This window comes from Nocardioides sp. dk884, from assembly GCF_009557055.1.
Classification (GTDB): domain Bacteria; phylum Actinomycetota; class Actinomycetes; order Propionibacteriales; family Nocardioidaceae; genus Nocardioides.
This window is the reverse complement of sequence record NZ_CP045649.1, coordinates 1,587,817-1,608,860: the sequence shown is the minus strand read 5'-3', so window position 1 is coordinate 1,608,860 and position 21,044 is coordinate 1,587,817. Positions and strand designations below refer to the sequence as shown.

General features: G+C 72.4%; 22 protein-coding genes. 7 read left to right on the top strand and 15 right to left on the bottom strand.

Features of this window, described 5'->3' with window-relative positions:
- Positions 1-18: 18 nt before the first annotated feature.
- A complete protein-coding gene (locus GFH29_RS07845; protein ID WP_194289005.1) occupies positions 19-360 on the top strand; it encodes a DUF4190 domain-containing protein in 342 nt (113 codons plus the stop codon).
- A gap of 40 nt (positions 361-400) precedes the next feature.
- Here GFH29_RS07845 and GFH29_RS07840 read toward each other — a convergent pair whose 3' ends face one another.
- The 6 genes from GFH29_RS07840 to GFH29_RS07815 all read right to left on the bottom strand — a co-directional run bounded on the left by GFH29_RS07840 (position 401) and on the right by GFH29_RS07815 (position 5,718).
- Positions 401-844: a DUF2752 domain-containing protein gene (locus GFH29_RS07840; protein WP_228387833.1), complete on the bottom strand. Its 444-nt coding sequence runs from the start codon at positions 842-844 to the stop codon at positions 401-403.
- Between the two features lie 61 nt (positions 845-905).
- Positions 906-1,100 (bottom strand): HGxxPAAW family protein, encoded by a 195-nt coding sequence (locus GFH29_RS07835; protein WP_153322814.1) that lies wholly within the window; start codon positions 1,098-1,100, stop codon positions 906-908.
- A 69-nt stretch (positions 1,101-1,169) separates the two neighbouring features.
- Positions 1,170-1,757 (bottom strand): Trp biosynthesis-associated membrane protein, encoded by a 588-nt coding sequence (locus GFH29_RS07830; protein WP_194289006.1) that lies wholly within the window; start codon positions 1,755-1,757, stop codon positions 1,170-1,172.
- Complete coding sequence (gene hisI / locus GFH29_RS07825; protein WP_153322812.1) at positions 1,754-2,098, bottom strand: phosphoribosyl-AMP cyclohydrolase; 345 nt, start codon at positions 2,096-2,098, stop codon at positions 1,754-1,756. The genes GFH29_RS07830 and hisI overlap by 4 nt, the downstream gene beginning before the upstream one ends.
- 18 nt (positions 2,099-2,116) lie before the next feature.
- The gene (locus GFH29_RS07820; protein ID WP_153322811.1) at positions 2,117-3,925 is read right to left on the bottom strand and encodes an ABC transporter ATP-binding protein; all 1,809 of its coding nucleotides are present in this window, start codon (positions 3,923-3,925) and stop codon (positions 2,117-2,119) included.
- Positions 3,922-5,718: an ABC transporter ATP-binding protein gene (locus GFH29_RS07815; RefSeq protein ID WP_153322810.1), complete on the bottom strand. Its 1,797-nt coding sequence runs from the start codon at positions 5,716-5,718 to the stop codon at positions 3,922-3,924. The genes GFH29_RS07820 and GFH29_RS07815 overlap by 4 nt, the downstream gene beginning before the upstream one ends.
- Before the next feature lie 187 nt (positions 5,719-5,905).
- Here GFH29_RS07815 and GFH29_RS07810 point away from each other — a divergent pair, with 187 nt between their 5' ends.
- Both GFH29_RS07810 and GFH29_RS07805 read left to right on the top strand, forming a co-directional pair.
- Positions 5,906-6,229: a putative quinol monooxygenase gene (locus GFH29_RS07810; protein WP_153322809.1), complete on the top strand. Its 324-nt coding sequence runs from the start codon at positions 5,906-5,908 to the stop codon at positions 6,227-6,229.
- 22 nt (positions 6,230-6,251) lie between these two features.
- Positions 6,252-7,616 (top strand): FAD-binding oxidoreductase, encoded by a 1,365-nt coding sequence (locus GFH29_RS07805; protein WP_153322808.1) that lies wholly within the window; start codon positions 6,252-6,254, stop codon positions 7,614-7,616.
- A gap of 39 nt (positions 7,617-7,655) precedes the next feature.
- Here GFH29_RS07805 and GFH29_RS07800 read toward each other — a convergent pair whose 3' ends face one another.
- Positions 7,656-7,808 carry a hypothetical protein gene (locus GFH29_RS07800; protein ID WP_153322807.1) on the bottom strand — a complete coding sequence of 51 codons (153 nt, stop codon included), beginning with the start codon at positions 7,806-7,808 and terminating at the stop codon, positions 7,656-7,658.
- Positions 7,809-8,054: 246 nt separating this feature from the next.
- Between GFH29_RS07800 and GFH29_RS07795 the strand changes: the two genes are divergently transcribed.
- A complete protein-coding gene (locus GFH29_RS07795; protein ID WP_194289007.1) occupies positions 8,055-9,239 on the top strand; it encodes an HNH endonuclease signature motif containing protein in 1,185 nt (394 codons plus the stop codon).
- A 389-nt stretch (positions 9,240-9,628) separates the two neighbouring features.
- Complete coding sequence (locus GFH29_RS07790; protein ID WP_153322805.1) at positions 9,629-10,294, top strand: AIM24 family protein; 666 nt, start codon at positions 9,629-9,631, stop codon at positions 10,292-10,294.
- Between the two features lie 35 nt (positions 10,295-10,329).
- Here the strand turns inward: GFH29_RS07790 and hisF are convergent, their stop codons facing one another.
- The 6 genes from hisF to hisD form a co-directional block, all read right to left on the bottom strand.
- A complete protein-coding gene (gene hisF / locus GFH29_RS07785; protein ID WP_153322804.1) occupies positions 10,330-11,091 on the bottom strand; it encodes an imidazole glycerol phosphate synthase subunit HisF in 762 nt (253 codons plus the stop codon).
- Positions 11,088-11,834: a bifunctional 1-(5-phosphoribosyl)-5-((5-phosphoribosylamino)methylideneamino)imidazole-4-carboxamide isomerase/phosphoribosylanthranilate isomerase PriA gene (gene priA, locus GFH29_RS07780; RefSeq protein ID WP_153322803.1), complete on the bottom strand. Its 747-nt coding sequence runs from the start codon at positions 11,832-11,834 to the stop codon at positions 11,088-11,090. The genes hisF and priA overlap by 4 nt, the downstream gene beginning before the upstream one ends.
- Before the next feature lie 61 nt (positions 11,835-11,895).
- On the bottom strand, positions 11,896-12,513 hold the full coding sequence (gene hisH, locus GFH29_RS07775) for an imidazole glycerol phosphate synthase subunit HisH (RefSeq protein ID WP_416224772.1): 618 nt from the start codon (positions 12,511-12,513) through the stop codon (positions 11,896-11,898).
- A gap of 17 nt (positions 12,514-12,530) precedes the next feature.
- Positions 12,531-13,139 (bottom strand): imidazoleglycerol-phosphate dehydratase HisB, encoded by a 609-nt coding sequence (hisB, locus tag GFH29_RS07770; RefSeq protein ID WP_153322801.1) that lies wholly within the window; start codon positions 13,137-13,139, stop codon positions 12,531-12,533.
- Complete coding sequence (locus tag GFH29_RS07765) at positions 13,136-14,320, bottom strand: histidinol-phosphate transaminase (protein WP_153322800.1); 1,185 nt, start codon at positions 14,318-14,320, stop codon at positions 13,136-13,138. The genes hisB and GFH29_RS07765 overlap by 4 nt, the downstream gene beginning before the upstream one ends.
- A 7-nt stretch (positions 14,321-14,327) precedes the next feature.
- On the bottom strand, positions 14,328-15,626 hold the full coding sequence (gene hisD, locus GFH29_RS07760) for a histidinol dehydrogenase (protein WP_153322799.1): 1,299 nt from the start codon (positions 15,624-15,626) through the stop codon (positions 14,328-14,330).
- Between the two features lie 80 nt (positions 15,627-15,706).
- Between hisD and GFH29_RS07755 the strand changes: the two genes are divergently transcribed.
- Positions 15,707-16,372: an LON peptidase substrate-binding domain-containing protein gene (locus GFH29_RS07755; protein WP_153322798.1), complete on the top strand. Its 666-nt coding sequence runs from the start codon at positions 15,707-15,709 to the stop codon at positions 16,370-16,372.
- A 25-nt stretch (positions 16,373-16,397) separates the two neighbouring features.
- Positions 16,398-16,886, top strand: a complete 489-nt coding sequence (ybaK, locus tag GFH29_RS07750) for a Cys-tRNA(Pro) deacylase (RefSeq protein WP_228387832.1) — start codon at positions 16,398-16,400, stop codon at positions 16,884-16,886.
- On the opposite strand, the gene GFH29_RS07745 is transcribed toward ybaK, so the two are convergent.
- Positions 16,849-17,409 carry a hypothetical protein gene (locus tag GFH29_RS07745; RefSeq protein ID WP_153322796.1) on the bottom strand — a complete coding sequence of 187 codons (561 nt, stop codon included), beginning with the start codon at positions 17,407-17,409 and terminating at the stop codon, positions 16,849-16,851. The genes ybaK and GFH29_RS07745 overlap by 38 nt on opposite strands.
- A complete protein-coding gene (gene dnaE / locus GFH29_RS07740; RefSeq protein WP_153322795.1) occupies positions 17,394-20,948 on the bottom strand; it encodes a DNA polymerase III subunit alpha in 3,555 nt (1,184 codons plus the stop codon). The genes GFH29_RS07745 and dnaE overlap by 16 nt, the downstream gene beginning before the upstream one ends.
- Positions 20,949-21,044 lie beyond the last annotated feature (96 nt).

Sequence of the window (21,044 nt, the reverse complement as noted above, 5' to 3'; positions counted from 1 at the left end):
CAGAGGAGAACGAACCCCGTGAGCTACAACGAGCCGCCGCCGCCCTCCTACGGAGCCCCGCAGCCGCCCTACGGCGCGATGCCTCCGAAGAACTCCGGCATGGCCGTCGCCGGTCTGGTGCTGGGCATCATCGGGGTCGTGCCCTGCTTCTGGGGGTGCTTCATCTTCTCGATCCTCGGCATCGTCTTCGGCCAGCTGGGCAAGAAGGAGATCCGCGAGTCCCAGGGCACGAAGAAGGGCGAGGGCCTGGCGAAGTGGGGCGTCATCCTCGGCATCGCCGGGATCGTCCTCAGCGTCCTGTACTGGATCCTCGTCGGCACCGGTGTCATCGACATCACCTACACCAACGAGTTCAACTGATCCTGTCCGACCGCGCCGGGGCCGCTGAGGCCCCGGCGCGTCAGGGCGCCAGCCAGCTGCCGGCCGGCAGGTTGCGCAGCACCGTGAACACCACCAGCAGGGCACACGCCGCGTAGCCGGCGACCCGCAGCCGCGGACCCGGCACGCCCAGGGCGGGGGCGCCGCGCCAGCGACGCAGCGTCCACCAGCCGAGCCCGGCGAGCAGGAACGGCAGCGCCACGACGAAGGCCAGGTTGCTCGAGGCGGCCGCGGCCAGGTCGAGGTGGGTCAGATCGTTGACGGCGCGCAGGCCGCCGCACCCGGGGCAGGCGAAGCCGAGTGCCGCCGAGGGGCAGTAGCCCCAGCTGCCGGAGGAGTGCGGGTCGCGCAGGTGCAGGGCGGCGGTGGTCGCGCCCAGGGCTGCGATCGTGAGCAGCGGGGCCCGCATCCGGGCGGCGCGCGAGGTCGTGGTGCTACCCGGCGCAGCCGGTTCGACGACGCTCACGCGACCTCCCGGTCGTCTCGGTGCCACCGGGTCGGCATCGCGCCGCGCGGTGGCCGCTCGCTCAGTCCTCGTGCAGGCCCATCTTGTCCATGACGATGAAGACCACCAGGCCGAGGAACGTGACCACGAGGCCGATCCAGAACACCGGCATCTTGACCGGGTCGAAGAGCAGCCCGACGCAGCCGATCAGGATGCCGGCCATGGCGACGGTGACGCCCGTCCAGGCTGCGGGGGTGTTGCCGTGGCTGGCGGACATGCATGCTCCTCGTGCTCGCGCTCGGTGGTCTCGGTGGTGCGGGCTCAGTGTATTGACCCGCTCCGGGCCTCACGCGGTCGGGTCGTGCCCCTCGTCCATCGCCTTCCACAGGTCGAGGTTGCTGCGTTCCTCCGCCGGCGTCGCGTCGTCCGCGACCGGCCCGCCGGTGGGGGTGTCGTAGCGACGGCCCATCTCCGGCCACGCCGGCGCGAGTCGTACGCCGGCCGCTCCCGCCGCCAGCGCCACGACGGCGCCCGCGAGGGCTGCGGCCCACCACCAGGTGTGCGAGACCGAGCCGCCGAGGTCCACGCCCTCGAGCGCCTCGCGCAGCGGCTCCGCGGTCTGGCTCCAGCCCACGGCCACGGTCACCACGGTGGCCACCGCGGCGAGCACCGAGAGCGCGAGCACCGCGCGGCGCACGATGCCGCGGGTCACCAGCACGACCCCCCAGCACGCGAGCACGACCAGCGAGAGCGACGCCGCGAGCGGCGACTCCCCCGCGGAGTCGGACATCGGGGTGAACGCCGCTCCGGTCGAGCCCTCGTCGATGCGCGCCCACTGCCGGGTGCTCGCGTAGGCAGCGAGGCCGGCGCCGGCCAGCCCGGCCAGGACGACCGGCCCGAAGGTGCGGCGGGCGCGGGGGCGTGCGTCGGTCACGGCGTTCCCAGCAGCAGGTCGGCGTCGAAGCAGGTGGCGTCCCCGGTGTGGCAGGCCGCGCCCACCTGGTCGACCTGGAGCAGCAGGGTGTCGCCGTCGCAGTCCAGGCGGACCTCCTTGACGTGCTGCACGTGCCCGGAGGTGTCGCCCTTGACCCAGTACTCCTGGCGCGAGCGGGACCAGTACGTCGCCCGCCCGGTGCTCAGCGTGCGGGCGAGGGCCTCGTCGTCCATCCAGCCGAGCATGAGCACCGCACCGGTGTCGTACTGCTGGACGACTGCGGGGACCAGCCCGTCGGGAGAGCGCTTGAGACGGGCGGCGACGGCGGGGTCGAGGGGCATGTCCCCATCATCCCACCGTCATCCCACGCCGTGCTGGGCCACCCAGGAGGCGTGCAGGCCGGCGTACACCGAGCCGGGCTCGGCGGCCAGGACGGCGTGCGGTCCGCGCTGCACGATCCGGCCGCGGTCGACCACGATCACCTCGTCGGCGCTCTCCGCCGTGGAGAGGCGGTGCGCGATCGTGACCGAGGTGCGCCCGGACATCAGCCGCTCCAGCGCGCGCCCGATGCGCATCTCCAGCGCGGGGTCCACCGCGCTGGTCGCCTCGTCGAGCACGAGCAGGTCGGGGTCGGCGAGGTGGGCGCGCAGCAGCGCGACCAGCTGGCGCTCGCCCGCCGACATCGACTCCCCCCGCTGGCCGACCCGGGTCGAAAGGCCCTGCGGCAGCGCGTCGAGCCAGTCGGCGAGGCCGAGCTCGCGGGCACTGGCCCGGATCTCCTCCTCGCTCGCCTCCAGGCGCCCGTAGCGGACGTTGGCGGCCAGGGTGTCGTCGAAGAGGAACCCCTCCTGGGGCACGAGCACGACGCTGCGCCGCAGCGAGGAGCCGGCGATCGTGCGCACGTCGACGCCGTCGAGCAGCACCGCGCCCTCGGAGGGGTCCATCAGGCGGGTGAGCAGCTTGGCGAAGGTGGACTTGCCCGAGCCGGTCTCCCCCACGATCGCGACCCGGGTGCCGGCGGCGATCGACAGGTCGATGTCGCGCAGCACCGGCGGGCCGCCGGGGTAGGCGAAGGTGACATGGTCGAAGCGCACGTCGATCGGCCCCGCGGGCAGGGTGTGCCCGTCCGGGCCGGGATCCACGAGGTCGGCCGGGGTGTCCAGGATGCCCACCACACGGCGCCAGCCGGCGATCGCGTTCTGGGCGTCGGTGATGATCTGGGTGCCGGTCTGCACGGGCCCGACGAACAAGGTGACCAAGAAGGCGAAGGCGAGCACCTCGCCCGCGGTGATGTCGTCGGCGAAGCCGAGCAGGATGCCGATCACCAGCACCCCGGCGTTGGCGAGGCCGGCGGAGATGCCGCCGAGGGAGAACGAGAACGCGGTGATGCCCTGGGCGCGGGTGCTGGCCGCCTGGTGCGCGGCGATCGCCTCGTCGATGCGGCGCTGGGTGCGCCCCTCCACGGCGTACGAGCGCACGACGGCGGCGCCGACGACCGGCTCGGCGATCGCGGAGAGCGTGATGCCGACCTGGCGGCGCACGGTGCCGTAGGCGTCGGAGAGCTTGCGCTGGAAGTAGCGCAGGCTGAGGAACAGCGGGGCGAAGCAGACCCACACGACCAGCGCGAGCTGCCAGCTGTAGACCAGCATCACCACCGTGGCCAGGACCACCTGCCCGACACTGACGACCAGCAGCAGACCGCCGTAGGTGAGGAACTGGCTGACCTGGTCGACGTCGCTGGTCACCCGCGAGACCAGGGCGCCGCGACTCTCGGTGCTCTGGGTGAGCATTGGCAGGTCGTGGACGTGGCGGAAGGCGCGGGTGCGCAGCACGGCCAGGCCCCGCTCGGAGGTGCGGAACAGCCGCGAGGTCATGGCGTACGACGCCACGCTGGTCACCACGAGGGCGAGCGCGGCGGCGATCGCCATGAGCACCACGAAGGAGGTGTCCGGGCCGTCGGGGCCGTTGAGCCCGCGGTCGATGGTCTGCTGCACCGCGATCGGCACGACCACCTGGCCCACCGACGCGACCACGGCGAGGGCCACGGTGCCGCGGATGCCCTCGAGCAGCTGCGGGGAGTAGCGGATGCCGCGGCGCACGGTCTCGAAGGCGCCGATGTCCTCGCCGGTGTTCATCGTGGTGCCGCTGATGTTGCGCGTCTCGCTCATGACCGCTCCCCCGCGGGCTGGGCCTCGGGGTCGGCCTCGTAGGCGTTGACCAGCTCGGCGTAGGCGGTGCTGCGGGCCAGCAGCTCGGTGTGGGTGCCCCGGTCGACGATGCGTCCGCCGGCCAGGTGGACGACCTCGTCGGCCAGCGCGATCGTCGCCTTGCGGTAGGCCACGACCAGCAGGCTGGCGCCGCCGCTCTCACGGCGCAGCGCGGCGAGGATGCGTGCCTCGACCTCCGGGTCGACCGCGGACGTCGCGTCGTCGAGGACGAGCAGGCGCGGACGGCGTACGAGGGCGCGCGCCAGCGAGATGCGCTGGCGCTGGCCACCGGACAGCGACGCGCCCCGCTCGCCCAGCTGGGTATCGAGGCCGTGGGGCAGGGCGGCGACGAAGCCGTCGGCCTGCGCCGCGCGCAGCGCCGCCCAGACCTCCTCGTCGGAGACCTCGAGGCCGAGGGTGACGTTGCCGCGCACGGTGTCGTCGAAGAGGAACGCGCTCTGCGGCACCACCGCGACCGAGCGGGCGAGCTCACCGCGGTCCAGGTCGCGCACGTCGGTGCCGTCGATGAGGATCCGACCGGTGTCGGGGTCGATGAGCCGGGCGACCAGGGTCGTCAGCGTGCTCTTGCCGGAGGCGGTGGCGCCGACCAGCGCGACGGTGCGACCCGGCTCCACCCGCAGCGTCACCTCGCGCAGCAGCGGCTGGGCGGGGTCGTAGGCGAAGCCCACGCCCTCGAGGTCGAGGCGGGCCCCGCCGTCGGCGGCGAGCCGTTGCTCGCCGTACTCCATGCTGCCGGTGGCGGCGAGCACCGAGCTCACCCGCTCGAAGCCGACCACGCTGCGCGGGAACTCCCCGAGCAGCCAGCCGATCGAGCGGATCGGGAAGGACACGATCGTGAGCAGGTAGGCCACCGTGACCACGGCGCCGGCGTCGCTCGCGCCGCTGACCACCCGGGAGACCCCGAGCGCCAGCACGACGAGGACGCCGAGGTTGGGCAGCGCCGCGAGCGTCGGGTCGAAGGCCGCGCGGATCTTGCCCGCACGCGTGTTGACCTCGCGCAGCTCCTCCGCGACCGCGGCGAACCGGGCGGTCTCCTCGCTCTCGCGGCCGAGCGTCTTGACGACCAGGGCGCCGTCGAAGGACTCGTGGGCGATCTCGCTGAGCTCGGCGCGCAGCTGCTGGGCGCGGGTCATGAGCGGGGAGGCGAGACGCTGGTAGACGAGGTTGGCGAGCACGACCGCCGGGAAGACCAGCAGGCCGACGAGGGCGAGCACCAGGTCGGCGAAGAGCATCTGCGCGACCGCGATCACCATCATCGCCAGCGTGCCGACCGCCATCGGCAGCGGAGCGATCGGCGCCCAGGCGGCCTCGACGTCGGAGTTGGCGTTGGAGAGCAGCTGGCCGGTCGGGTGGCGCTGGTGCCACTCCATCGGCAGCGCGAGGTACTGGCGGGTGACCGCGCGCCGGGTGTGCGCCTGCATGCGGTACTGCATGATGCCGGCGCCGAGCCGTCGGGCGACGATGCCGACCGCGCGCAGCAGCGCCACGCCGAGGAACAGCGCGACGACGGCGACCAGCACGCCGGGCCCGATCTCGCCGTTCTCGAAGGCGGGCAGCACCGCGTGGTCGGTGGCCCAGCCGAGCACCCAGGCGTCGGCGACCGTGAGTGCGCCGAACAGCACGCTGCCCAGCGTGGAGAGCGTGAAGACGAAGGGTTCGCGGCGGATCGCCACCCCCAGCACCCGGAACCCCGCCCAGGTCGTGCCGCGTCGCGTGCCGTGCTCCTCGCTCACCCTGCTCCTGTCCGTGGAATCGGCTGCTCCGCCTCGGGGCCAACCCGGGTCGCCACCACGGTATTCCGGCGCCCCGAGCAGGACAGCGGCGGGAGCGGTCCGGGGCCTGCCCGGTGGGCCATGGCCGTCCACCGCGCGGGCTGGTTAAGGTCAGATCCCTTCGTCCGCCCCCTGCCGAGGAGCAGCCTTGATCTTCATCACCGCGAAGTTCCGCATCAAGCCCGAACACGCCGAGAACTGGCCGGAGATCTCCCGGTCCTTCACCGAAGCCACCCGTGCCGAGGAGGGCTGCCTGTGGTTCGACTGGTCGCGGAGCCTGGACGACGCGAACGAGTACGTCCTCACCGAGGCGTTCGTCGACGGCGACGCCGGCGGCGTGCACGTGTCCTCCGACCACTTCAAGGCCGCACAGCGCGAGCTGCCGCCGTACCTCGTGGAGACGCCGCGCATCGTCAGCACCGAGGTGCCGGGCACCGGCTGGTCCGAGCTCGGCGAGCTCGCCGTCAAGTGACGCCGGACGCCGGGGCGGCGCGGTGAGCGACGGGTCGCCGTTCGCCGCCCTCGGCCCGGACCTGTACGTCGAGGACCCGGACGTCGTCGCGGCGCACGCCGGCGACGCCTCCGAGGGCGGCGGCGCCGGCGGCCCGGCGGGCCTGCTGCGCCCCCGTGCCACCGCCGAGGTCGCGGCCGCGCTGGCGCTGGCCCACGAGCACCGGGTGCCGGTGGTCCCCCGCGGCGCCGGCAGCGGGCTCAGCGGCGGCGCGCAGGCGCCGGCCGGAAGCGTGGTGCTGAGCACCGCGCGGATGGACCGGATCCTCGAGCTCGACCCGGTCGAGCGGGTGGCGGTCGTGCAGCCGGGGGTGGTCACCGCCGACCTGCGCGCCGCCGCGCGCGCGGCCGGGCTCTTCTACCCGCCCGACCCGGGCAGCGTGGCGTTCTCGACGATCGGCGGCAACGTCGCCACCAACGCCGGCGGCATGTGCTGCCTGAAGTACGGCGTGACCGGCGACTTCGTGCTGGGCCTGGAGGTCGTGCTGGCCGACGGGACCGTGGCGCGGCCGGGGCGGCGTACCGCGAAGGGCGTGGCGGGCTACGACCTCACTCGACTGCTGGTGGGCTCGGAGGGCACCCTCGGGGTGATCACCGAGGTCACCGTGCGGCTGCTCGCGGCCCCCGCTCCGGCGCGCACAGCCGTGGCGACCTTCGCCTCCCTGGAGGCGGCCGGCGCCGCGGTCGCGGCGCTCACGGCGTCGGCGACGCCGCTGTCGATGCTGGAGCTGATGGACCGCACCACGCTGCGCGCCGTCGACGAGCTCACCGGCATGGGGCTCGGCGACCCGGCGGCGATGCTGCTGCTCCAGGCCGACGACCCGGACGCCACAGCGACCGTGGCCGCGGCAGGACGGACCTGCGCCGATCACGGCGCCCTCGACGTGGCGGTCGCCGAAGACGACGCGGAGTCCGAGGCGCTGCTGGAGGCCCGCCGTCAGGCGCTGCCGGCCCTGGAGCGACTCGGCAGCTGGCTGCTCGACGACGTCTGTGTGCCGCGCTCGCGCGTGGTCGAGCTGGTGCGGCGCATCGAGGCGATCGCCGCGCAGGAGCGCGTGACGATCGGGGTCTTCGGCCATGCCGGGGACGGCAACATGCACCCGACGCTGGTCCACGACGGCTCCGCGGAGGGCGCCGCCGCGACCCGCCGGGCCTTCGACGCGATCACCGAGGCGACCCTCGAGCTCGGCGGCACGATCACCGGCGAGCACGGTGTCGGGCGCCTCAAGCGCGGGTGGCTGCACCGCGAGCTGGACCCGGGCACGCTGGCGATGTCGCGCGCCGTCAAGGACGCGCTCGACCCGCGCGGCATCCTCAACCCCGGCTGTGTGCTCGGGGCCGAGGACTAGCCGCTGCTCGGGGTTGCTCGGGCTTGCTCGGACCGGTGGTCAGACCGGCGCCGGCTCGGTGTCCGGGCCGGGTGCCGGCGGCACCCCCGGGTCCTCGCCGGGCTCCGCCGGCGGCATCGGGGACGGCACCACGTCAGGCTCGGGGTTGGACGGCACGACGTCGGGCTCAGGTGCGGGAGGGGTGGTCGTCATCATCCTTCCCCGGTACCCGGCAGCAGCGAGGTCATGGGCGGGAGTCCGTGGTCGCGCCTGCCGAAGAGTCTCTACCTTTCGGCTCCGCCCAATCTCTTTTCGTCGAACACACGTTCGAGTAAGATGAGGCATGGCCTCCCCCGAACTCCCCGAGTGCGACACCCCAGCCGCCGTGCTGGCGTTCGCACAGCGCCGCCGGGCCGCAGCCCAGCGGGCGAAGATCGACGTCCTGGAGGCCGCCCTGGTGTGGGCGTCGATGACCCCGAAGAGTCCGTCGCCGACGCGACACCGACGACCGGACTGGTGTTCGGGGAGCTCGCGGTGCCGCTGGCTGGTGAAGGTGCCCCGCTGGTCGCGGAGTTCGCGCCGATCGAGTTCGGTGCCGCGCTCGGCTTGTCGACCGACTCCGCCCGCTCGCTCGTCGGTGACGCGCTCGAGCTGGCCCACCGGCTCAAGCGCACCTGGAAGCTGGTCCGCGCCGGCAAAGTGCCGCTGTGGAAGGCCCGGCGACTCGCGCAGCTGACCACCACCCTGCCGCTCGACGGTGCCGATTTCGTGGGCCGCCAGGTGACCGGCTTCGTGGGGAAGATCAGCTGGGCCGGGATCGAGCGGCTCGTCGACCAGGCCCGCGTCGCCTTCGACCCCGAAGGTGCGGAGAAGCAGCGCCTCGTCGCTGCGGACGGGCGTCGGTTCGACGTCCACACCCGCGAGGCCACCCACGACGGCACCGTCCACGTCGAGGGTGTTCTCGACCTGGCCGACGCAGTCGACCTCGACACCGCGATCCGGCACGGCGCCGAGGAACTGGCGGCTCTCGGGTCGACGGAGTCGTTGGACGTGCGCCGCTCGATGGCCGTCGGTGAGCTCGCCCGCCGGCAGCTGGCGTTCGACCTGCGCGCCGAGGCAGGTGACGGCGCCGCTTCGGTCGTCAAGCCCCGCCAGGTCGTGATTCACGTCCATCTCTCCCACGCCGCGATCAGCCGTGATGAGGCAGGCATCGCCCACGTCGAGGAGACCCGGTCCATCGTGTCGACCGAGCAGGTCCGCCAGTGGTGCAGCGGCGACGCCCCGGTCGTGATCAAGCCGGTCATCGACCTCGAGGCCCACCACCACACCGACGCCTACGCGATCCCGGACCGGCTCGCCGAGCAGACCCGTCTCGCTCAGCCGGTGTGCGCCTTCCCGTGGTGCGAACGCCCCGCCCGACGCTGCGACACCGACCACGTCACCGCCCATGGTCCCGACGGGCCTACGTGCAGCTGCAACCTCGCCCCGCTCTGTCGTCGACATCACCGGGCCAAGACCCACACCGCCTGGACCTACGACAAGACCGACGCCACGACCTGCCTCTGGCGATCACCCCACGGCCTCCACCTGATCAAGGACCGCACCACCACCCGCCTCGTCACCGCCCACCCGCCTGACGAATAGATCGACCGCCCCAGACCCCGCCGGCACCACGCCGGCGGGGCCACACCCCTGCCTGGGACGCTCCTCTGGCTGGTCAAGGGCTATGGCGCGGAGGTGTGGGTTGGTGACGGCCTCGGCCGTGAGTGCTTGGAGCCGGCGGGCCAGGGACCGCAGTGCGGTGATCGTGATGGTGGCCTCGGTGGCCCAGCTGGGGTGCACGCACACGGCGGCCACGGTGCGCACCGTCGCGGCGCTTCGCGCGGACCGGGCGCTCGAGCTCGAGGACGAACTCGGCCCGCGTCCTCGTCTCAACGCACCAAGCGACCGGTGCAGCCACTGCGTTTCGCTGCGCCGACCCCGCTGCGCGAGCCCGTAGCCTGCGACCGACATCCACGCCCTGGAGGAGACCCATGCGCAGCGACCTGTTCGACACCAACCTCGAGTCGACGAGCGATGACCGCTTCGCGTTGCAGAACTCCAAGATGCTCAGGGTGGCGCTCGACGGGGAGGTCATGGCGCGCCAGGGCGCGATGGTCGCCTACCAGGGCGAGGTGGACTTCGCCTACCAGGGATCGGGCGGCATGGGGAGGTTCCTGAAGAAGACCCTCACCGGCGAGGGCATGCCGCTGATGAAGGTGTCCGGACGCGGCGACGTCTTCCTCGCCGACGACGCGATGGAGATCCACCTGGTGCGGCTCGAGGGCGACGCCCTGACGGTCAACGGCAGCAACGTCCTGGCCTTCGACTCCGCGCTCACCTGGGACATCAAGCGGGTGGAGGGCGCGTCCATGATGGCCGGCGGCGTCTTCAACACCACGTTCACCGGGACCGGGACCGTCGCGGTCACCTCCCACGGCACGCCGGTCATGCTGAACGTCGACGCGCCGACGTACGCCGACATCCAGTCGGCGATCGCGTGGTCGGCCTCGCTGACCACGTCGGTGCGGCGTACGGCGGGCGCCGGCGCCCTCATCGGGCGCGGGTCCGGGGAGGCGTTCCAGCTCGCTTTCAGCGGCCAGGGGTTCGTGCTCGTCCAGGCCAGCGAGGGCCGGGTCGTTCCCTCGCACACCCACTGACGGCGCGCGGTCGGCCCCGCAGGCGGCGGGCCGCCTCAGCGGACCGGGTGACCGCCGGCGACCAGCGCGTCCTTGACCTCGCGGACCCGGACCTTGCCGAAGTGGAAGACGGTCGCGGCGAGGACGGCGTCGGCGCCGGCGTCGATGGCCGGCGCGAAGTGCTCCGCGCGGCCGGCGCCGCCGGAGGCGATCACCGGGATCGAGACCTCGCGGCGTACGGCGCGGATCAGGTCGAGGTCGAAGCCGTCCTCGGTGCCGTCGGCGTCCATCGCGTTGAGCAGGATCTCCCCCGCGCCGAGCTCGGCGGCGCGCGCCGCCCACTCCAGCGCGTCGATCCCGGCGGACTTGCGGCCACCGTGGGTGGTGACCTCGAAGCCGGAGTCCATGCCCTCGGCACGGCGGGCGTCGACGGAGAGCACCAGCACCTGGTTGCCGAAGCGGCCGGCGATCTCCGCGACCAGCTCGGGGCGGCGGATCGCCGCGGTGTTGACCGCCACCTTGTCGGCGCCGGCCCGCAGCAGCCGGTCGACGTCGGCGACCGAGGAGACGCCCCCACCGACGGTGAGCGGGATGAAGACCTCCTCGGCGGTGCGCGAGACGATGTCCATCGTCGTGGCGCGCCCCTCGTGAGAGGCGGAGATGTCGAGGAAGGTCAGCTCGTCGGCGCCCTCCGCGTCATAGGTGCGGGCCAGCTCGACCGGGTCGCCGGCGTCGCGCAGCTCGCGGAAGTTGATGCCCTTGACCACCCGGCCTGCGTCGACGTCGAGGCACGGGATGACCCGGACCGCGAGGCTCATCGCGCGCGCCGCGAGGCCGGGAGCGTGAGCGCGAGGGCGTCCTCCAGGGTGAAGCGGCCCTCGTAGAGCGCGGTGCCGGCGATCGCGCCCTCGACGCCCAGTGGGACCAGCTCCATGAGCGCCTCGATGTCGGAGAGCTCGGTGACGCCACCGGAGGCGATCACCGGGGCGTCGGTGGCGGCGCAGACGTCGCGCAGCAGCTGCAGGTTCGGGCCCTGCAGCATGCCGTCCTTGTTGACGTCGGTGACCACGTAGCGCGCGCAGCCCTCGGAGTCGAGGCGCGCGAGGGTCTCGAAGAGGTCGCCGCCGTCCTTGGTCCAGCCGCGGGCCGCCAGCGTCGTGCCGCGCACGTCGAGGCCGATCGCGATCCGGTCGCCGTGCTCGGCAATGATCTTGGCGCACCACTCGGGCTTCTCCAGCGCGGCGGTGCCGATGTTGACCCGGCGGCAGCCGGTGGCCAGGGCGGCCTCGAGCGACTCGTCGTCGCGGATGCCGCCGCTCATCTCCACGTCGATGTCGAGGGCGCCGACGATCTGCGCCTGGAGCTCGCGGTTGCTGCCGCGCCCGAAGGCGGCGTCGAGGTCCACCAGGTGCAGCCACTCGCTCCCGGCCTCCTGCCAGCGCAGCGCGGCGGCGATCGGGTCGCCGTACGCGCGCTCGGAGCCCGCGACACCCTGCGCGAGCTGGACGGCCTGCCCCTCGGTGATGTCGACGGCGGGCAGCAGCTGGAGGTAGTCGCTCATGGTTCCTTCTTCGGGCTCGTGACGGTCGGGACGGGGCGCCCGGCGGGGCCGGGGCGGTCGCTCAGAGCGACTGCACCCAGTTGCGCAGCAGCGCGGCGCCGGCGTCCCCGGACTTCTCGGGGTGGAACTGGGTGGCGGAGAGCGGACCGTTCTCGACGGCGGCGACGAAGCGGTCCCCACCGTGCTCCGACCACGTCACCCGCGGCGCCTCGGTGCGGTCGTTGGTCTCCAGGGTCCACTCGCGCACCGCGTAGGAGTGCACGAAGTAGAACCGCTCGTCCTCGAGCCCCGCGAAGAGCCGGGAGCCGTCCGGGACCTCGACGGTGTTCCAGCCCATGTGGGGTACGACGGGGGCCTGGAGCCGCTCCACGACGCCCGGCCACTCATCGCAGCCCTCGGTCTCGACGCCGTGCTCCACGCCGCGGGCGAACAGGACCTGCATGCCCACGCAGATGCCGAGCACCGGGCGACCCCCGGCGAGGCGGCGTCCGATCAGCTCGGGACCACGCACCGCGCGCAGGCCCTGCATGCACGCGGCGAACGCGCCCACGCCCGGCACCAGCAGCCCGTCGGCGTCCTGGGCGAGCGTGCGGTCGGCGGTGAGGGTGACCTCGGCGCCGGCCCGCTCGACCGCGCGGACCGCCGAGCGCAGGTTGCCCGAGCCGTAGTCGAGGACCACGACCCGCTTCCGGGCGCTCAGAGCGCACCCTTGGTGCTCGGGACGCCCGTCTCACGGGGGTCCAGCGCGATCGCGTCGCGGAACGCGCGGGCGAAGGCCTTGAACTGCGTCTCCACGATGTGGTGCGGCTCGCGGCCGGCCAGCACCCGCACGTGCAGCGCGAGGTGGCCGTGGAAGGCGATGGTCTCGAAGACGTGCTGGGTCAGCGAGCCGAGGTACGCCGGGGTGCTGCCGCCGAGCTGGACGTACTGCTGGCCCTCCGGCTCGCCGGTGTGCACGCAGTAGGGACGCCCGGAGACGTCGACGACGGCCTGCACGAGCGTCTCGTCGAGCGGCACCGTGGCGTCGCCGAAGCGACGGATGCCCTTCTTGTCCCCCAGCGCCTGGCGCAGCGCCTGGCCCAGGACGATCGCGGTGTCCTCGGTGGTGTGGTGGGCGTCGATCCAGTGGTCACCCTCGGCGTGCACGGTCAGGTCGACCAGCGAGTGCCGCGAGAACGCGGTCAGCATGTGGTCGTAGAACCCGATGCCGGTGGAGATGTCGTGCGTGCCGGTGCCGTCGAGGTTCACCTCGACGAGGACCTTCGACTCGCTCGTCTGCCGCTCGATGCGGGCGGTCCTGCTCATGGTGCCTCCAGGGTGTGCGGGTCGTGAGGATCGGGGGCGGGCGCTGCGGCGACGACCTCGGTGAGCGCCGCGCGGAACGCCGCCATCTCGGTCGGGGTGCCGATCGAGACGCGCAGCCAGCCCTCCGGGCCGGTCTCGCGCACGAGCACCCCGCGCTCGAGCAGACCCTGCCAGACCGCGTGGCGGTCCGCGAAGGTGCCGAAGAGCACGAAGTTGGCGTCGCTGTCGGCGACCTGCAGGCCCTGCCCGCGCAGCCAGGTCACGCAGGCGTCCCGCTCGGCACGCAGGTCGTCGACCTTGCCGAGCAGCTCGGGGGCGTGGCGCAGCGCGGCCAGCGCGACCGCCTGGGTCACCGCCGAGAGGTGGTAGGGCAGGCGCACCAGCCGCACGGCGTCGAGGATCGCCGGGTCGGCGGCCAGGTAGCCGAGCCGCGCGCCGGCCAGCGCGAACGCCTTGCTCATGGTGCGGCTGACCACCAGGTTGCGGTGGGTGCCGAGCAGCTCCAGGGCGCTCGGGGTGCCGGCGCGACGGAACTCGCCGTACGCCTCGTCGACGACGACCAGGCCCTGCGGCTCGTACGACGCCGCGGCCTCGCACAGCACGCTGACCGCCTCGGGCGGCAGCGCGGTGCCGGTCGGGTTGTTCGGCGAGGGCAGCAGCACGACGCCGGGCCGCTCCGCCTCGATCAGGGCGCGCGCGGCGTCCAGGTCGAGGGAGAAGTCCTCCTCGCGGCGCCCCTGCACCCAGCGGGTGTGGGTGTCGCGGGCGTACTCGGGATACATCGAGTACGTCGGGGCGAAGCTCAGCGCGGTGCGCCCCGGGCCGCCGAAGGCCTGCAGCAGCTGCAGCATCACCTCGTTGGAGCCGTTGGCCGCCCACACCATCTCGGGCGTGATCCGCTCCGGGCCGGTGCCGGCCAGGTCGCGGGTGAGGTAGGCCGCGAGCTCGGTGCGCAGCTCGGTGAACTCGCGGTCGGGGTAGCGGTTCAGCGTGGTCGCGGCGTGCGCCACCGCCGTCGCGATGTCGGCGACGCACTCCGGCGAGGGGCCGTAGGGGTTCTCGTTGGTGTTGAGCTGCACCGGTACGTCGAGCTGCGGGGCGCCGTACGGCTCGAGGCCGCGCAGCTCCGCGCGCAGGGGCGGCCAGGCAGACCTCTCCCCTGTGGGGTTCGTCTGGGTCACGGCCGCCTCAGCTCTCGAAGCGCACGCGCACCGCGGCACCGTGACCGGGCAGGTCCTCGGCCTCGGCCAGGGTCACCACGTGGTCGGCCACCTCGGCCAGCGCCTCGCGCGAGTAGTCGATGACGTGCACCGACTTGGTGAACGCGCGCACCGACAGGCCCGAGGAGTGGCAGGAGCAGCCGCCGGTGGGCAGCACGTGGTTGGAGCCGGCGCAGTAGTCGCCGAGGGAGACCGGGGCGTGGGCGCCGACGAAGATCGCGCCGGCGTTGGTGACCCGCGCGGCCCAGGCGGCGGCGTCCTCGGTCTGGATCTCCAGGTGCTCGGCGCCGTAGGCGTCCACGACGGCCAGGCCCTGCTCGAGGTCGTCGACGAGCACGATGCCCGACTGCGAGCCGCTGAGCGCGGTGCGGATGCGCTCGACGTGCTTGGTCGCGCCGACCTGCTTGTCGAGCTCGACCAGCACCTCCTCGGCGAGCCGCTCGGAGGGGGTGACCAGCACCGAGGCAGCGAGCGGGTCGTGCTCGGCCTGGCTGATCAGGTCGGCGGCGACGTGGGCGGCCACGGCGGTGTCGTCGGCGAGGACGGCGATCTCGGTGGGGCCGGCCTCGGAGTCGATGCCGATCTCACCCTTGAGCAGCCGCTTGGCGGTCACGACGTAGATGTTGCCCGGACCGGTGACGAGGTCGACCTTGGCGCACTCGCCGACGCCGTAGGCGAACATCGCGATCGCCTGGGCGCCACCGACGGCGTAGACCTCCTCGATGCCGAGCAGCGCGCACGCGGCCAGGATGTTGGGGTGCGGCAGTCCGCCGAACTCGGCCTGCGGCGGGCTCGCCAGCGCGATCGAGCCGACGCCGGCGACCTGGGCCGGGACGGCGTTCATCAGCACGCTGGAGACCAGCGGGGCCAGCCCGCCCGGCACGTAGAGCCCGACCCGGTTGACCGGCACCATCCGGTGCGTCACCCGGGCGCCCGGCGCGAGGTCGGTGACCACGTCGGTCTCGAGCTCGGCGGTGCAGGTGGCCCGGAGCCGGCGTACCGACTCCTCGAGCGCGGCGCGCACAGCGGGGTCGAGGTTCGCCAGGGCCTCGGTCATCACCGCGACGGGAACCCGCAGGTCGTCGACGGCGACGCCGTCGAAGCGCTCGGAGAGCTCGCGGATCGCCTCGACACCGCGGGTGCGGACGTCCTCGAGGATCGGGCGCACGGCATGGGTGGCGGCCTCGACGTCGAACTCGGCGCGCGGCACGGCGGCGCGATAGTCGACGGGGCTCGCGGCCCCCCGCAGGTCGATCCGGCGAATCATGCCCCGATTCTACGAGCCTGCCCCCGTGGCACCGAACCCGCGACGCCAGCTGGGACGTCGACTCGACTACTGTCGCCGAGGTGACACCCACGCTGCCGATGTTCCCGCTCAACGCGGTCCTCTTCCCGGGCGTGAGCGTCCCGCTCCGGGTCTTCGAGGACCGCTACCGTGCCCTGATCGAGCACCTGCTGGAGATCGAGGACCCCGTCGACCGGGTCTTCGGGACCGTGGGCATCCGGGAGGGCTACGAGGTCGGCGACCACGGCGCCCAGTCGCTGTTCCGCGTCGGGGTGCGGGTCCGGGTGAACGAGATCGAGGCCCGCCCCGACGGCTCCTACGACATCGTCGCCGTCGCCCTGGACCGTCTCGAGCTGGACCGCCTCGACACCTCCGGCGACTTCCCGGTCGGCGAGGTCCGCGAGCTCCCCGAGGCCACCGACGGCGTGTCCGAGGAGGTCCTGGAGCAGGCCCGCGCCACCTTCACCGCCTACCGCGCGATGCTGGCCGACCTCGGGCTGGACCCGCAGGTCGGACCGCTGCCGCGCGACGCGACGTACCTCTCCTGGACGCTGGCGGCTGCGGCCCCGCTGCCGATGCCGCAGCGCCAGGAGCTGCTCGAGGCCGCCGACGCCGCCGAGCGGCTGGTGCTGGTCACCGACCTGCTGCGCGAAGAGCTGCGGGCGATGAACGTCATCGCCTCGCTGCCGGCGACCGAGGTGGCGCGCACGCGCTGGTCGCCGAACTGAGCCGGCCTCTGCGACCATCTCGTCCGTGGCGAGGAAGAGCGCCGGCGCGACGCCGGCCACGACTGCCCTGACCCGGGCCGGGGTCCCCTTCACCCTGCACCCCTACGAGCACGACCCGCGTGTGGAGTCCTACGGCCTGGAGGCCGCGAGTGCCCTCGGCCTCGACCCGGCCCAGGTCTTCAAGACACTGATGGCCGAGGTCGACGGTGAGCTGGCGGTCGCGGTGGTCCCGGTCTCCGGTCAGCTCGACCTCAAGGCCCTGGCCCGCGCGCTCGGCGGCTCGCGCGCCACGATGGCCGACAAGGCCGCGGCCGAGCGGGCCACCGGGTACGTCGTCGGCGGGATCTCGCCGATCGGCCAGCGGCGCCGCCATCGCACAGTGGTGGACGAGAGCGCGCTCGTGCACCCGGTGGTCTACGTCTCCGCCGGACGACGGGGACTGGACCTGGGGCTCTCCCCCAGCGACCTGGTGGCGGTCACGGAAGCGGTGACGGCCCCGGTCGGTCGTCGCTGACGGCGCTGTCGCCCGGGCGGTCGCGGTCCTCGTCGTAGCGTCCGTGGCCGGCGGTGAGGAAGAAGACCACCATCAGCGCGAGCAGCGCGCCGAACGGCAGCGCGCCGTACGGGCTCAGGCCGGTGACCTCGAGGTTGCCGACCAGCCGGGCGCCGTCCTCGGCGCGGGCGGCGAGCGCCGCGGGGTCCTCGGGGCCGAGCGCGGCACCCACGCGGGCCATCGCCACGCCCCCGATCGCCGAGCCGACGACGACGGCGGCGAGGGTGAGCAGCTCTCCCCCGCGGGTCAGCAACGCGATCACGGTGCCGGCGATCAGGCCCGCCGCGAGGGCGACGAGCACGTAGATCGCGGTGCCGCTGAACTGCGCGCGCAGCCCGGTCTCGGTCGGGATCGGGAACCAGCGCCCGTCTTGGACCCCACCGACCGGTGCCTCCCAGACGGCCTCCCACACCCAGCCGGCGACGACGCCGGTCCCGAGGAGGAACACGACGACGGCGAGGAAGCGGATCAGCTGGTGAGGCATCCGGGACCCAGGAGCGCCTTGAGGTCGGCGAACAGCGCGGAGCTCGGGGTGACCCGGTGCTCCAGCGACATCACCAGGGTCTTGTCGCGGTTCATCAGTCGCAGCCGCACCTCGGTCACGCCGCGGTGGGTGCCGAGCACGTCCTTGAGCTGGGCGACGACCGGCGGCGTGCAGCGGGTCTGCGGCAGGCTGATCACCACCGGCCCGCTCGGGCCGTCGGACAGGTCGGGGGCCGAGACCTCCTGGCCCATGATCTCCGGCTGGTCCTTGCTGCGCGAGAGCCGGCCCTTGACGGTCAGGATCGCGTCCTCGACCAGGTAGCTCGCCGCGAGCTGGTAGGAGCTGGGGAACAACAGCACCTCGATGGCGCCGTCGAGGTCCTCCAGGGTGATCATCGCCCAGGCGTCACCGCGCTTGGTGATCTTGCGCTGCACCTGGGTGACCAGTCCGGTGATGGTGATCGGGGAGCCGTCGGGGCGGTCCTCGTCGAGCATCAGCTGGCCGATGCTGCAGTCCGAGCCGTTGGCCAGGACGTGCTCGAGGCCGAGCAGCGGGTGGTCGGAGACGTAGAGACCGAGCATGTCGCGCTCGTGACCGAGCAGCGTGGTCTTGTCCCACTCGTCGATCTCCGGGATGTTCACGGTGATGCCGAAGCCGCCGCCGGCGTCCTCGTCCATCCCCCCGAACAGCGAGTCCTGCCCGATCGCCTCGTTGCGCTTGATGTCGACGTACTGGTCCACGGCGTTCTCGTGGATGGCGACCAGCGCGCGGCGCTTGTGGTTGAGCTCGTCGAAGGCGCCGGCCTTGATCAGCGACTCCAGCACCCGCTTGTTGCACACGTGCACGGGGACCTTGGACATGAAGTCGTTGAAGTCGGTGTAGCGGCCCTTCTCCTCGCGCGCCGACACGATGCCGTCGACGACGTTGGTGCCGACGTTGCGCACCGCGCCGAGGCCGAAGCGGATGTCGGTGCCCACCGGGGTGAAGTTGTTGGCCGACTGGTTCACGTCGGGCGGCAGCACCTGGATCTTCATGCGCCGGCACTCGTTGAGGTAGATGGCCGACTTGTCCTTGTCGTCCTTCACCGAGGTCAGCAGGGCGGCCATGTACTCGGCCGGGTAGTTGGCCTTGAGGTAGGCGGTCCAGTACGACACCAGGCCGTACGCCGCGGAGTGCGCCTTGTTGAAGGCGTAGTCGGAGAACGGCAGCAAGATGTCCCACAGCGTCTGGACCGCGGCCATCGAGTAGCCGCGCTCCTTCATGCCCGCGGAGAACATCTCGAACTGCTTGTCCAGCTCGGACTTCTTCTTCTTGCCCATCGCGCGGCGCAGCAGGTCGGCCTGACCCAGCGTGTAGCCCGCGAGCTTCTGGGCGATCGCCATGACCTGCTCCTGATACACGATCAGGCCGTAGGTCTCGCCCAGGATGTCCTCGAGGGCCTCGGCGAGCTCGGGGTGGATCGGCTCCACCGGCTCGCGCCCGGTCTTGCGGCGGGCGTACTTGTTGTGCGAGTCCGCGCCCATCGGGCCCGGACGGTAGAGCGCGCCGACCGCGGAGATGTCGGCGAAGGCGTCGGGTCGCATCGAGCGCAGCAGCGCGCGCATCGGGCCGCCGTCGAGCTGGAAGACGCCGAGGGTGTCGCCTCGCTGGAGCAGCTCGTAGGTCTTGGGGTCGGTGAGCTCGAGCTCCTCGAGCACGATCTCCTCGCCGCGGTTGGCCAGGATGTTCTTCACCGCGTCGTCGAGCACGGTGAGGTTGCGCAGGCCCAGGAAGTCCATCTTGATCAGGCCGAGGCCCTCACAGGTGGGGTAGTCGAACTGGGTGATCATCGCGCCGTCGGCGGGCCGCTTGAGCAGCGGGATCACCTCGACGAGCGGGGTGTTGGACATGATCACGCCGGCGGCGTGCACGCCCCACTGCCGCTTGAGGCCCTCGATGCCGATGGCGGTGTCCACCACGCGGCGTACGTCGGCCTCGGCGTCGTAGAGCGCGCGGAACTCGCCGCCCTCGGAGTAGCGCTTGTGCTCGGGGTCGAAGATCTCCTGGAGCGGGACGTCCTTGCCCATCACCGCGGCCGGCATGGCCTTGGTGATCTTGTCGCCCATCGCGAACGGGTAGCCGAGGATGCGGCTGGAGTCCTTGACGGCCTGCTTCGCCTTGATGGTGCCGTAGGTGATGATGTAGCTCACCCGGTCGTCGCCGTACTTGTCGGTGACGTAGCGGATCACCTCGCTGCGCCGACGCTCGTCGAAGTCGATGTCGAAGTCGGGCATCGAGACGCGGTCGGGGTTGAGGAAGCGCTCGAAGATCAGTCCGTGCTCGAGCGGGTCGAGGTCGGTGATCCGCATCGCGTAGGCGACCATCGAGCCCGCACCGGAGCCACGGCCCGGCCCGACGCGGATGCCGTTCTCCTTGGCCCAGTTGATGAAGTCGGCGACGACGAGGAAGTAGCCCGAGAAGCCCATCTGGGTGATGACGCCGATCTCGAAGTCGGCCTGCTGGCGCGACTTCTCCGGCACCCCGCCGGGGTAGCGGCGGGCGAGGCCGTGCTTGACCTCCTTGATGAGCCAGGAGTCCTCGGTCTCGCCCTCGGGGACCGGGAACTGCGGCATGTAGGTGCCGATGCCCTCGGTGAACTCGACCTCGCAGCGCTCGGCGATGAGCAGGGTGTTGTCGCAGGCCTCGCGCAGGTCGTACTTGTCGACCCACAGCTCGCGCATCTCGGCCGGGCTCTTGATGTAGTAGCCGTCGCCGGAGAACGCGAAGCGCTGGCCGGGCCCGTCACCGGCCGGGATGTCCATCGTCGAGCCGGAGTTGATGCAGAGCAGGTGCTCCTGGGCCTTGGCGTCCTCGCGCATGACGTAGTGGGAGTCGTTGGTCGCGATCATCGGGATCCCGACGTCGCGGCCCAGGCGCAGCAGGTCGGCGCGGACCCGGTTCTCGATGTCGAGACCGTGGTCCATCAGCTCCAGGAAGTAGTTCTCCTTGCCGAGGATGTCTTGGAAGTCGCCGGCGACCTGACGCGCCGCGTCGTAGTTGCCGTGGCGCAGGTGGACCTGGATCTCACCCGACGGGCAGCCGGTGGTGCCGATGATGCCCTCGCCGTGCTCGGCCAGCAGCGCACGGTCCATGCGCGGCTGCTTGAAGTAGCCGTCGCTCCACGCACCGGTGGTCAGCTTGAACAGGTTGTGCATGCCCTTGGTGGACTCCGAGAGCAGCGTCATGTGCGTGTAGGCACCGCGCGCCGAGACGTCGTCGGGGCCGCCGCCGTAGAAGCTGACGCCCTTCTTCTCCTGGCGGGGGACATTGGGGGCGAAGTAGGCCTCGATGCCGATGATCGGCTTGACGTCGGCCGCCTTGCACTTGCGGTAGAACTCATAGGCGCCGAACACGTTGCCGTGGTCGGTCATCGCGATCGCCGGCATGCCGAGCTCCGCGGTGCGCTCGGCCAGCGCCCCGAGCCGGGCCGCACCATCGAGCATGGAGTACTCGGTGTGCACGTGCAGGTGGACGAAGGAATCACCGGAGCCGGCGCTCATGCTGCGGCACTCTCCCTGGATCGAGCTCTGAAGGACGACAACCGACGACGTGCCACTCCTGGTCGCCTCGGGAAGGACACCACCCTACGGTGCCGT